Genomic DNA, 13,387 nt, shown 5'->3' with positions numbered 1-13,387 from the left:
AACGCAAATTACGCGGATTCACGCAAATTGTAAAATTATTTGCGTGAATTTGCCTGGTCATTCCTATTTGCCTACATAAGATTAGGATTATTTGCTATTAATTGGGTGAAAAACCGGAAAGAACAAACAAAAAAGTTTATTTTCCGTTATCCCGAATTTAATTAACTTATTGGTTATAAATAGATTAAAAAAGTATTGGTATATACTTGAAAATTTTGTATCTTTGCACTATGAATGAGTCAATTCAGAATCAGTGGCAATCCGCTTGAGTTCCTCAATAACAATCTGTTTCATCTTTCTATTGCTATTTTCGATTGAGCAAAGATAGTTTTTCTTTTTTTGAAAAAAGACAGTTTTTTGGGTAGGGAAAGTAAGTATTGAAATATTTACAATTACAAAAAATAATAACAATCACTCCTAAAATTCCTTATCCACCAAATTCTACGCATTTTTTTACTAAATTTGCAGTTCCGAAAAAGTGATTAATCATAAATGGCTAAACGAAAGGATAAGAATAAACATAATTTCTGGAAACGGATACACTTCAAGTACAAGCTTTCGATTATTAACGAAAATACCTTGGAGGAGGTGATGAATTTTCGCGTTTCCAAGTTTACGGGGGCTGTGTTTTTCCTGGGCTTTATGTTCTTTTTTGTATTTCTGACATCTATTCTGATTATCACAACGCCTATCAGGAACTACCTGCCCGGGTACTTGGACACGGAAATCCGCGCACAGGCCATCAATTCGGCGGTGCGTACCGACTCCATCGAACAGCAATTGCTCTATCAGGCTGCCTATCTGGCCAACTTGCAAAATGTTTTTGAAGGAAGAACCCAAATTGACTCAATCAATTACATCGACACAATTGCCATTAACGAAAGCGATCCGGCCCTGTTAAGCAGCAAACTGGAGAAAAAATACACCGGGAAATTTGAAGACGAAGAGAAATACAACATCTCTGTTTTACCCTCCGAGGCGGCTCCACCTACCGAAAGGATTACGTTCTTCCCGCCCGTAAAAGGGTTGGTGTCGGATAAATACAATCCGTCTATACAACATTATGGCATAGATATTGTTGCTGCTCCCAAAGAAAGTGTAGTGGCCATTCTCGAAGGGACGGTTATCTTTGTAGGAAATGACCCCAATGTGGGAAATGTGGTGCAAATACAACATAAAACCGGATTTGTATCCGTATATAAGCACAACGCCGCCGTACTGAAAAAAATCGGGGACAAAGTGCGTACAGGAGAGGCAATAGCCATCATCGGAGATACAGGGAAGTTGTCGAATGGCGAACACCTGCACTTCGAGCTTTGGTATAAAGGAAATCCGGTAAATCCCGAACTATATATTTCATTCTGATAAGATGAAACGCAGACTCGCTATATTAGGTTCAACAGGTTCGATAGGAACACAGGCGCTGGATGTTGTACGCCAGCATCCCGAAGAGTTTGAGGTGTATGCCCTGACAGCTAACACACAAGTCGATTTGTTGATTGCTCAGGCTTGCGAATTTCAGCCCGAAGTGGTTGTTATTGCCAACGAAAGCCTTTATCCACAGCTAAAAGATGCTTTGGAAGATCTTCCGGTGAAGGTTTGGGCAGGAAGTGAAGCTATTGCCCAGGTGGTTGAAAGCGAACCGATAGATATTGTACTGACAGCTATGGTTGGCTATGCAGGGCTGAAACCAACCATCAATGCCATAAAGGCAGGAAAAACAATCGCGCTGGCCAACAAGGAAACGCTTGTTGTGGCAGGTGAACTGATTATGAATCTGGCGCTCGAAAAACGGGTTCCGATTTTGCCTGTCGATTCGGAGCATTCGGCCATATTCCAGTGCCTGACCGGCGAACGCAGCCCTATCGAAAAGATATTGCTGACGGCTTCGGGCGGCCCTTTCCGAAACTGCCCGGAGGAAACGTTGAAGAAAGTAACCAGGTACGAAGCGCTTAAACACCCCAACTGGAGTATGGGCGCTAAAGTAACGATTGATTCGGCTTCGTTGATGAATAAAGGCTTTGAGATGATTGAGGCAAAATGGCTTTTCGGCGTAACACCCGATCAGATACAGGTGGTCGTCCACCCGCAATCAATCATTCACTCCATGGTTCAATTTCAGGATTCGTCCGTTATCGCCCAAATGGGTTTGCCGGATATGCGCATTCCTATTCAGTACGCCCTGTCGTACCCTTACCGGTTGAAGTCGGATTTTGAACAGCTCGATTTCTTCAAATTGGGAAGCATGACTTTTGAGGAAGCCGACACAAAGAAATTTCGTAATCTGGCATTTGCATTTGAATCGGTACGCACAGGAGGCAATATGCCCTGTATATTGAATGCAGCCAACGAGATTGTGGTGGCCGCTTTTTTACGCGAACAAATCGGATTTCTCGAAATGAGCGATGTCATAGAAAAAACCATGCAAAAAGCATCGTTCGTGCCATCACCCTCTTACGAAGACTATGTAGAATCGAACAATGAAGCTCGGAGGATTGCGGAGAATATGATATAAAAGCCCCCCCACCCCCCGTAGGGGGGATTCAATGATCCCCCCTACGGGGGGCAGGGGGGGCTTAATTTGTAACTATAAATAAACAATAATATATGGAAATTTTTTTGATAAAAGCATTACAATTAATATTAAGCCTTTCGATACTGGTTATCGTTCACGAATTTGGGCATTTTCTTTTTGCCCGCATATTCAAAATCAGGGTCGAAAAATTCTATTTGTTCTTTAATCCGGGCTTTTCCCTTTTCAAGTATAAGCCCCACAACAGCGAAACCGAATATGGTATCGGCTGGTTGCCTTTGGGCGGTTATGTGAAAATAGCCGGAATGATTGATGAGTCGATGGACAAAGAGCAGCTGAAACTGCCTCCCCAACCCTACGAATTCAGGTCGAAACCTTCGTGGCAACGGCTTTTGGTGATGGTGGGCGGTGTTGTGTTCAATTTTATTTTGGCGCTCTTTATCTACTCCATGATTCTGTTCTCCTGGGGCGACTCGTATGTGAAGATGGATAGCGTGGAAAACGGGATGAGCTTCTCGCAAACAGTTAAAGATGCGGGCGGATTCCAGGATCACGATATTATCCTTAGCCTTGATGGCGAAGAAATGAGGCAGCGGGCGGGAATAACATCCATCAACACCTTGATGCAGTTTCTGAATGCCGACACTATCCGCGTATCGCGCAATGGCGAAGAGCTAACATTGAACATACCCCATGATTTTGCCGACAAAGTAATTGCTTCGGAAGAAAAAATACCCCCATTCACTATTTGGGGATCGACCAAAATAGACAGCGTTGCCGTAGATTCGCCGGCTGACCGTGCCGGATTGCAAAAGGGCGACAGCATTGTTGAGGTCAATAAAGTACCTGTAACATCTTTCGCCGAATTTACAGCGCAAATACGAAACGACGAGTATAAAAAAACACGCGTACCCATTGTTTTCTACCGCAATTCGGTGAGATACATCGCTACGGTATATATCAACGAACAACAAATAATTGGTGTTATCGGCACAACAGGCAACTACGAAACAGGAGAAGATGAATACGGCTTTTTTGCTTCGATACCGGCAGGCATATCTTTTGGCATGGAAACGCTAAAAGCCTATATTGCCCAAATTCGTTTCATATTCACCGAAAAAGGCTTTAAAGGGCTCGGCGGTTTTGGCGCTATCGGCGGATTGTTTCCTGCCGAATGGGACTGGCACGCTTTCTGGATGATGACCTCGTTTTTATCCATCATTCTTGCCGTGATGAATATCCTGCCTGTTCCGGCTTTGGACGGCGGGCATGTTATGTTCTTGCTTTACGAAGTAATCACGCGACGCAAACCCAACGACAAATTTGTGGAACGCGCACAGGTTGTGGGAATGGTACTGCTGTTTGCACTGCTTATATACGCCAATGGAAACGACTTGTTTAAGGCAATATTTAAATAATCAGCATTGAAATGGACAAAATAACAGACCTCATTAACAAATCAAAAAAGACAGCTTTTTCGTTCGAAATACTGCCTCCAATGAAGGGCAACAGTATTCAGAAAGCTTATAATATTATTGATAAACTGATAGAGTTTGACCCGCAATATATTAATATTACAACGCACCATAGCGAATATTTATACAAGGATATGCCGGATGGAAGCGTGAAGAAAATAAATGTTCGCAAGCGTCCGGGCTCGGTGGCCATTGCGGCTGCCATACAGCATAAATACAATGTAGTGGCTGTTCCGCACATGATATGTAAAGGATTTACGCGGGAAGAAACCGAATATGCGCTCATTGACCTGAACTTTCTGGAAGTTCATAACCTGCTGCTATTGAGGGGAGACGACAAAAATCTGCAAGCCGACCAATTGGCTGGGAATGTGAATAATCACGCTACCGACCTTCAGCATCAGGTAAATGAATTTAATAAAGGACTTTCTGTAGATGGCTCCAATTTCGAAGCCTTTGAAATTCCTTTTTCTTACGGAATGGCTTGCTATCCCGAAAAGCACGAAGAAGCTCCCGACTTGGAATCGGATATTCGCTATGCAAAAATGAAAGTTGAGAACGGCGCCGAATACCTTGTTACACAGATGTTTTTCGATAACAGCAAATATTTTGCCTTTGTTGACAGATGCCGTGCCGAAGGCATTACAGTTCCTGTTATTCCGGGTATTAAACCCATTGTGCTACTAAGCCAACTGGAAGCGCTTCCTCGAATTTTCAGCTTAGAAATTCCCGAAGAGCTGGCTTCCGAACTTCGCAAATGCAAAACCGATCAGGAATCGGTTGAAGTGGGCATAGAATGGGGAATTAAACAATGCCGCGATTTAATAGCGCAAGGCGTTCCAAGCATACACTTCTACTCGCTGATGGCTTCGGAAAGCATCAGGAGAATAGCGAAGGAAATATATTGAGAATACTTTCTTACCCTCAGTTGCGTATCAAAATTTTCTGAACGCAATTCTGTTTGTCTGTACTCACATGCAATAAATACATACCGGCAGTACATAATCCCCAACGCACAAATGACGGTATTTGTCTATAATTGCCTTTGCCTTGTCCGATAAAGGTATTTTTGCGCTTTTGGGAAATTTTGTCCGCTCATAGATGATTACTCCATCCTGAATACAGTTCCATGTCAGGTAACAGGCATCAACGTTCGCCATTCCCCCTGCATAAAAACAAAACAGGAACAAATCAATGTGAAAGCGTTCAAGCCGGGAAAAGCAACTTTTATCCATGTCCTCTATTTTGGAGATAATCTCGTAGGGAATCGTTTTGGGAGTTGTATTCTTATTTCTCTTATAGTGTTTCTTGACACACTGAAATAAGGATGTATCGGTATCGGGCTGTCCTTTTTTATTCGAGTAGTAAAATATGCCGTAGAATTGCCGCAACCGCTCGCCAAGACCGCCTTTGTTGCCTTTTTTTGCGCCGCGTTCCTGTAAATACAAGGCATAATCAAGCAAAAACTGCTCGTCAATATCCCTGAAAAAATACGTCGAAAGACCGCTTGACTTGGCGATAAAGCATTGACTTTCCTTATCCCAGTCCCTGTACAAGCCGACTGTGTATATTACTCTACATAAGAATAGGGCTGTTTCCACTTTTAGGGTTGAATTGCGGATTTTTATTATCATATCCGTTCTACCTAAAACCAATTAACATATTCACTGTCTGTTACTTATGAATACATATCACTATATGTATTTTAAAAGAGGCTGTCCGAAAATCAGACAGCCCCATTTGTAGAGGTAAGGTACGCCCAAAGATAGCCGGAATTTCTTCCGGCCACTTCCGGTTCTCGCCCCCCCTCAATGAATAATTATCATATATTTTACCGTATGATAACCTTTTCTGTTTGAACGTTGTTGTCCGAATATATGCGCACAAAATACACTCCGCTTGCCAGCAGCCTCGTGTCAATCTTGACCGTTTTGTCGGGCTGTTCTACCCGCTTCAACAGGCGTCCGTTTACATCGTACACCGCTATTTCCCTGACTGCTTGCGTCGTGCTTATCGTCAGATTGCCGGTTTTGAGGTCTTGTTTGATGCTGAATCCCTTTGTTGACGGTGTTTTATTTAAAGAAGCAAAAGCGCCCTCCGCTGAGATACTAAATTCTACTTTATTGGAAACGGCATCGTAACTGTCGTTTGTAAACAAATAAGCGTAATAATTTCCTTCGGGCAGGTTGTGATTTTCCCACTCTACGCTGCCCGATGTTTCGCCATAAACATACAAGTAATGAGTAAGCTCATTAACGCCATATGTGTCTCCCTCTTTGTAAATCCCCACATAATCCTTCGGTGTGCCGGGTCCGCCTCCGAACAGGAAAGTGATTTTCTCATTCGCTTGATACACATCTTGGGTAAGAGAGAGGGTCGAAATGTCGTCGCCGATTTGTATATACACTCTTTCGCCGGGTTCAAAATACTTGTCTTGCATCAGGTAAGTAACAAAGTAATATCCTTTTTTCAGGTTGCTGCTTTGAATGTTCAATGAGTTTTCGGAGCCGACATACGCCCAAGCCGTAGAAGTTACCGTACCGGCTCCTGTGCCGGGAATGTCCCCCATTTTGTAAATGCCTATCCAGTCCTTCGACAGCTTCGGCGCATTGGTAAAATTGACGGTTATGGCTTCGCCTACATTGTATTTCCGCTTGTCCGTACCCAGTGCAGGAGCGCTGCCGATGTAGAACAGGTCTGTTTTTGCAATAACGGTATATTCTCCATCTTTGAAAAGAGCGGCATAATACACGCCGGGAGTAGTGTAATTAAATGTTTGGGCGCCGGACTCTCCCGCTTTGTATGCCCATGTTTTTGACGGACTGCTTAAAGTCGGCGTTTGCGTTTCTAAGTAAACGCCTATCCATTGCCCGCTCAAATTTGTTGCATTGGCAAACGAAAAGGAGAGCTGCTCGCCGGAAGCGTATATTTTTTTCGCCGACACAATGCTGGGATTGCCGGCCAGTCCGTTGACGGTTTCAAAGAATACAGGGTCCGACCAGTCCGACCATTCCATATTGCGGTCGCGATGGCGGACACGGATGTAATGACCACCGTTGAACAGCTGGGTTTTTTCGATGGTTTGCTGGAAAATATCAACTCCCTGATTCAGGTCGGTGAGTACGCAATCGGCAGGATGCGCTCCATAAATATTTTCAAAGTCGCGGATAAGGTCAAATTCCAATTTGGCAAAATCATCGGATGCTGATACCTGGAACTGTACGCTGTTATATTCATAGCCGGTTGTGGTTGAGTAAGGGCTGCTTACAAAGGTGTACGGCAGTTCTACCGGGCTGGTATCGACAGCTTCCACCGAAGGCTTGGCCGGTTTTGCCTGGCCGAAAGTTCGGAAGAATTCATCCACCAAAACAGGTGCGGAAAATGTTTCTACCTGATTGCCTATCACATACGTTTCGACGTGCATGGTATGCGTTACAGGGTTCAATTCCACAATGTTGAACGGCCAGTAGTCGATGGTCTTTTGCACATCATCAAAATCTTTTTCGGTCGATTGCCCCCAGCGCTGGTCCCATGCGGCTCCGCCATTGATAATGTGATAGGTGGGGTAATCTCTCAATGTGCCTCTGTGATACAAGTGGTGGTGTCCCGAAACGTTCATCACCGATTTTTCGGTGGTGTTGAGCAAAGGCATCACTTTGTCCCGCACCCAAGCTGAAATGTCTCCGATATATTGTTCGGCCTGTATTGGGCGGTGATTGTAGCTGAAAATCCAGTCAATATCAGGGTCTGCTTTGGCTGCATTAATAACTTGCGTCGCCCAAGCCAATTGCGTATTGTTCGTATGTGCGCTTTCGCTGCTCAGCATCAGGAACAAGGCTCTGCCTGCCTGAAAAGCGTAATAAAATTCGCTTCCGCTCGAAATGCCTTTGTACGAAAGTTCATCATAAAAGAAGTGTGCATTGTAAGCGTCTAATTTCAGCGTACCATACGTTTCGTGATTTCCGACAATGGTCATAATGGGCAAATTGGGTGAAAGGGTTTCCGACCTGCCGAGATGCACTTGTTCGTAATGTGTCAGCGTACCGGTATCTACTTGGTCGCCCACATTGGTCAGCAGATTGATGTAATCTTCTATCGGCGTTCCGTACTTCGCTTCGCAAATGCTTTTAGCCGCTTTCATCAATCGCTCGTAGCGGTCGTCAAAAAGCTGGTGGTCGCCCAGAATAAGGAAGCGGTAAATGCCTTGCGAGCCATTTTCGGGCTGTGTTTTGAAACTGTAAACATCCGATTCGAGACTTCCGCTCACCACCTTATAAAAATAGCGGGTGGACGGCTGCAAGTTCGTAAGTTTTACCCCGTGGAAGTAGTAATTTTTCGTATAATTATCACCCGGGTCTTTTAAATCCTGTGTCGAACCTTCGACTTCATTCACCAGATTACCGGCGGATAAGCCATAATGAACTTTGCTTTCCAATGACGCTTCGGTGCGCCATGTTACCCAGATTGAATTGGAGGTTGGCGTTTGCAGATAAGGGACAGGTTTTTGAGCCATTGTGGATAAGGCTCCCAACATACATAAAAATAACAGTGAAATCTTTTTCATAAATTTAATATTTTATTTCACTGCAAAGGTAAATTGCCAATGTTGCAAAAAACAGAAGAAAAAAAATCATTTTGGTTTTATAATTTAAGCAACATGTTTCAAAGTTATGTTTTGCAGGATTACTGTAAACCCTAAAGAGGGCAGACACGTAGGTCTGCCCCTACGGTTCCTTACGAGGGCAGGCAACCCCTGCCCCTACAATCGAGGCCATTAACCGTTAACCACTAACCATTAGCTAACAAATCCCTGACTAAGCGCTTCGCCGCCGCGCATACCGCCTTCGGGACCCATTTCGATGATGTAATCGGCACATTTTATTATATCGAGGTTGTGTTCTATCACGATAATGGTGTTTCCTTTGTCAACCAGTTTGTTGAGTACGTCCAATAGCACACGGATGTCTTCAAAGTGCAGGCCGGTGGTTGGTTCGTCCAAGATGTAGAGGGTGTTGCCCGTGTCTATTTTGGATAGCTCGGTGGCCAGCTTCACCCGTTGCGATTCGCCGCCCGAGAGTGTGGTGGACGGCTGTCCCAGTTTGATGTAGCCCAGTCCCACTTCCTGCAACACCTTTACTTTATTCAATATATGGGGCGTATTCTCGAAGAACTCGACAGCCATGTTGATGGTCATATCCAGCACATCGGCAATTGATTTACCTTTGAATCGCACTTCGAGGGTTTCCCTGTTGTATCTTTTGCCCTGACATTCTTCGCAAGGAACAAGCACGTCGGGCAGAAAATTCATCTCAATGGTTTTGTAGCCGTTTCCACTGCAGGCCTCGCAGCGTCCACCCTTTACGTTGAACGAGAAGCGTCCGGGTTTATAGCCCCGGATTTTGGCTTCGGGCAGGCCGACAAACAAATTGCGGATGTCGGAAAAAATGCCGGTATAGGTTGCCGGATTGGAGCGGGGAGTTCTGCCGATGGGCGATTGATCGACGCTGATAACTTTGTTGATGTTGTCAATACCCTCAATGGCTTGGTAGGGGAGCGGATCGGCCAGCGATTTGTAGAAATGCTGGCTGAGGACAGGCTGCAATGTGCCGTTCACCAAGCTCGATTTCCCGCTTCCCGATACCCCTGTGATGCAGATGAATGTACCCAGGGGGAAAGTTACGTCCACGTTTTTCAGGTTGTGTCCGGTGGCGCCTTTCAATACAATGTTCAGGCCGTTTCCTTTCCGTCTTTTTTCGGGGATTTCTATTTGCTTTTTCCCGTTTATGTAGTCGGCTGTCAGGGTATTGGCTTTGAGCATTTGGGCGGGCGTTCCGGCAAAGACCACTTCTCCGCCTTTTCTACCGGCAAAGGGACCCATATCAATTACATAATCGGCTTCCAGCATCATGTCCTTGTCGTGTTCCACCACAATAACCGAGTTGCCCGAATCCCGCAGTTTTTTCAGCGAATTAATCAGCCTGAAGTTGTCTCTGTGGTGCAAGCCGATGCTTGGCTCGTCCAGGATGTAGAGCACATTTACCAGCTGCGAGCCGATTTGTGTAGCCAGACGTATCCGCTGACTTTCGCCGCCGGATAAAGTTGCCGATGCCCGGTTCAGCGACAGATAATCCAAGCCCACGTCCAGCAAGAAACCAATCCGTGATAGAATTTCTTTTTGTATTTCGCCGGCAATTTGTTTTTGCTTTTCCGAAATATGCTTGTCCATGCCCTTCACCCAGTCGTACAGTTGCCGGATGTCCATTTCGGCGAGTTCGGCGATGTTTTTGTCGTTTATTTTGTAGTGCAGGGCTTCCTTATTCAGGCGCTGACCCTTGCAATCGGGGCAGGCGATAGTTTTAATAAATTGTCCCGCCCATTTTTGAGCCGAAGCGGAGGCTTCAGCTTCCTGCTGCATGTTGATGTATTTTGCAACACCCTCAAAAGCAACCAGGTAATTGGAGTTTCCCAACGATTCGTTCTTGATTTGCAAACGCTCCTCGGCGCCAAACATTATTTCGTCGAGGGCTTCCTCGGGAATGTCTTTTATCGGCGTTTTGATGCTTATGCCGTATTTTTCGCAAATGGCTTCTATCTGCCAGAAAAACAGGGAGTTCTTGTATTTTCCCAGCGGGGATATACCTCCTGCATAAATGCTGAGTTCGGATTTGGGCACAATCTTGTCCATGTCGATTTGACTGACAACGCCCAAGCCCTTGCACTTGGGACAAGAACCTTGTGGCGAATTGAACGAAAAATTGTGCGGAGCCGGTTCGGCATACGATAAACCTGTTGTGGGGCACATCAACCGGCTACTGAAATGGCGGATTTCGCCGGTCTCTACGTCCTGTATCATGATTAACCCGTCGCCTTGTTTCATGCCGACACGAACGCTCGCCTTCAGTTTATCCTCAAATTTGTTCGATACCACAAGCTTGTCAATCTGAATCTCGATGCTGTGGTTTTTGTACCGGTCAACACGCATTCCGGGGATTATTTCCATTATTTCGCCATCGACCCTTACATGCAAAAAGCCTTTTTTGCGGATGTGTTCAAACAACTCTTTGTAGTGCCCCTTCCTGTTTTTTACAACCGGCGCCAGCAAGTATATTTTCTTGCCGATATACTGGGTCAGAATCAGTTCCAGCGTTTGCTCCCCGGTGTATTTAACCATTTTTTCGCCCGTCTCGTAAGAATAGGCATCGCCTGCCCGGGCATACAACAACCGCAGAAAGTCGTATATTTCGGTGGTAGTGCCCACGGTCGAACGCGGGTTGCGGTTGGTGGTTTTTTGTTCGATGGAAATGACCGGACTAAGCCCGGTGATTTTGTCCACATCGGGACGTTCCATATTGCCTATAAAATTGCGGGCATAGGCCGAAAAGGTTTCGATATAACGCCGCTGGCCTTCTGCAAAAATAGTGTCGAAAGCCAACGAAGACTTCCCGCTGCCACTCAGTCCGGTTATCACAACCAATGAGTTACGGGGGATATTTACGTCAATATTTTTTAAGTTATGCACACGCGCTCCCAGTACGCTTATTTCTTCGGTTTCTTCAATAAACTCTTTCATTTACTCTATTTCTGTCTCTTTTTTTCGACGTTTAATCTTCTACAATCCAGTTTTTATCGTGGACTTTTATTTTTTCTCCTTTTCGGTAATACAACGATTCCTTGCTTGGAACAAGTATGGTGTATGTTTTCGGGTTTTTGGCGGTTATGGTCAGTTTCCGGTCGCGGAGCCACGAATTAAATTCTTTGAGCTGGGCGTAAGTAATGCCCTTGTCTTTTGCAAATTCCGATAAATCGGCGATGCTTTCGCTTACCTCTACTTCCTTGAAGTCGATGGGTTTATAGAGTTGATGCTGACGCAAGATAAATCCGTATCGGGCAGGCGATTCAAACAGATACTTTGCCGCCACCATCCTGAAATAGTAGCGGGACGATTCTTCCACCAGCCACAAATCCAGACTATCGTCCACCTGTTGCTTCTCTCTCTCGTCGCTGACTTTGCCCGTACCGGCATTGTAGGAAATGGCGGCGCTTTTCCAGCTTCGGTACCGGGTGTATGCCGCTTGCAGGTATTTACATGCCGCTTTGGTCGATTTTTCAATCGAATAGCGCTCGTCCACTTCGTTGCCGACTTCCAAGCCGTATATTTTTGCCGTAGCAGGCATAAATTGCCACAATCCGGCAGCCTTGGCCGATGAAAAAGCGCGCGGATTCAGCGAGCTTTCGATAACAGCCAGGTATTTGAAATCGTCGGGAATACCATTCTCCTTCAGTATCGGTTCGATAATGGGGAAAATGCGGTTTGCCCGTTTAATCAGTAGCAGGGTGGTGGAATGATAGTAGGCAAAACTGTTGATTTCCCTGTCGTAGCGCTCGTGTAAATCGAAGCGTTCCAGATTGGTGGTCTCTCCGGCAAACATAACTTCGTCCGGCGCCTCAATAGAATGCACCATAGACGACACGTAGGGATTTTTCCGCTCCAAAACCGATTTGCCGATAATTTTATTCGACAAAAAGACGGCTCCCAATCCACAAATGGCTACAATGGGTAAAATATAAATGAGTTTATTCTTCATTACCGGATGTACTTACCGTTACTTATTAAACGATTTATTCAAAATACTTTGCAGTTTTTCGGGCGTAATATTGGATTTTATTTTGCCATCCTGCACAAAAGATATTTTTCCTCGTTCTTCGGATATGACTATTACTTTTGCATCCGATTCTTCGGTTATGCCCAAGGCTGCCCGGTGGCGCAAACCCAGTTGTTTGGCTATATTGGGGTTTTGCGATAGGGGAAGGATGCAACCTGCCGCTCTGATTTTGCCGTTGGATATAATCATCGCCCCATCGTGAAGGGGGCTGTTTTTGAAGAAAATATTTTCAATCAGGCGGGAATTTATATCGCCATTAATTATTTCGCCCGTTTCTTCGATAAACCGGAGAACAATTTCCTGCTCAATGACTATTATGGCGCCGGTTTTTGTTTTAGCCATGTTTGTACAAGCCAGAACAATAGGAGCTACATCTATGTTGTAACGTTTCTTGGTCGTTTTTATGCCCAAAAATCCGGCTATGGAATTGAAGGCCTTGCTCGAACCCAGAGAGATAAGGAAACGCCTGATTTCGTCCTGAAAGAGAATAATAAGCGCCAGTACGCCGAGATTGACCAGCGTGTCGAATATGGCTCCCAATAACCTCATTTCAAAGACTTTGGACACAAGTATCCAAATAATCACGAAAGTAATAACACCTTTAAAAATAGTAGTTGAGCCCGATTTTTTAACGAGAAGATACAATTGATACATGAAAAATGCAACCAATAAAATATCAATTATATCTTTTATCCCAAAATTATCGAACATAAGCT

The 13,387-nt window shown here is 44.9% G+C and carries 9 protein-coding genes; 4 read left to right on the top strand and 5 right to left on the bottom strand.

The window, feature by feature from the left end; all coding sequences use genetic code 11:
* Positions 1-492 precede the first annotated feature (492 nt).
* The 4 genes from ACYPWY_RS03615 (at position 493) to ACYPWY_RS03600 (ending at position 4,916) form a co-directional block, all read left to right on the top strand.
* The gene (locus ACYPWY_RS03615) at positions 493-1,365 is read left to right on the top strand and encodes a M23 family metallopeptidase (RefSeq protein WP_459684073.1); all 873 of its coding nucleotides are present in this window, start codon (positions 493-495) and stop codon (positions 1,363-1,365) included.
* Positions 1,366-1,369: 4 nt separating this feature from the next.
* The gene (locus ACYPWY_RS03610; protein ID WP_459684072.1) at positions 1,370-2,515 is read left to right on the top strand and encodes a 1-deoxy-D-xylulose-5-phosphate reductoisomerase; all 1,146 of its coding nucleotides are present in this window, start codon (positions 1,370-1,372) and stop codon (positions 2,513-2,515) included.
* Positions 2,516-2,607: 92 nt separating this feature from the next.
* Positions 2,608-3,951 carry an RIP metalloprotease RseP gene (gene rseP, locus ACYPWY_RS03605; RefSeq protein WP_459684071.1) on the top strand — a complete coding sequence of 448 codons (1,344 nt, stop codon included), beginning with the start codon at positions 2,608-2,610 and terminating at the stop codon, positions 3,949-3,951.
* Positions 3,952-3,962: 11 nt separating this feature from the next.
* The gene (locus tag ACYPWY_RS03600) at positions 3,963-4,916 is read left to right on the top strand and encodes a methylenetetrahydrofolate reductase (protein ID WP_459684070.1); all 954 of its coding nucleotides are present in this window, start codon (positions 3,963-3,965) and stop codon (positions 4,914-4,916) included.
* Between the two features lie 63 nt (positions 4,917-4,979).
* On the opposite strand, the gene ACYPWY_RS03595 is transcribed toward ACYPWY_RS03600, so the two are convergent.
* The 5 genes from ACYPWY_RS03595 to cdaA form a co-directional block, all read right to left on the bottom strand.
* On the bottom strand, positions 4,980-5,642 hold the full coding sequence (locus tag ACYPWY_RS03595; protein ID WP_459684069.1) for a site-specific integrase: 663 nt from the start codon (positions 5,640-5,642) through the stop codon (positions 4,980-4,982).
* Positions 5,643-5,839: 197 nt separating this feature from the next.
* Positions 5,840-8,572 carry a fibronectin type III domain-containing protein gene (locus tag ACYPWY_RS03590; protein WP_459684068.1) on the bottom strand — a complete coding sequence of 911 codons (2,733 nt, stop codon included), beginning with the start codon at positions 8,570-8,572 and terminating at the stop codon, positions 5,840-5,842.
* A 231-nt stretch (positions 8,573-8,803) separates the two neighbouring features.
* Positions 8,804-11,578, bottom strand: coding sequence for an excinuclease ABC subunit UvrA (gene uvrA, locus ACYPWY_RS03585; RefSeq protein WP_459684067.1), 2,775 nt, complete (start codon positions 11,576-11,578; stop codon positions 8,804-8,806).
* Positions 11,579-11,609: 31 nt separating this feature from the next.
* Entirely contained in the window at positions 11,610-12,593 is a 984-nt protein-coding gene (locus ACYPWY_RS03580) for a lytic transglycosylase domain-containing protein (protein ID WP_459684066.1), read from the bottom strand.
* Positions 12,594-12,611: 18 nt separating this feature from the next.
* Positions 12,612-13,382: a diadenylate cyclase CdaA gene (cdaA, locus tag ACYPWY_RS03575; protein WP_459684065.1), complete on the bottom strand. Its 771-nt coding sequence runs from the start codon at positions 13,380-13,382 to the stop codon at positions 12,612-12,614.
* Between the last annotated feature and the right edge of the window lie 5 nt (positions 13,383-13,387).

Source organism: Viscerimonas tarda (assembly GCF_054601255.1).
Note: the sequence above shows the minus strand (reverse complement) of the source record. Positions and strands in the feature narration are given on the sequence as shown.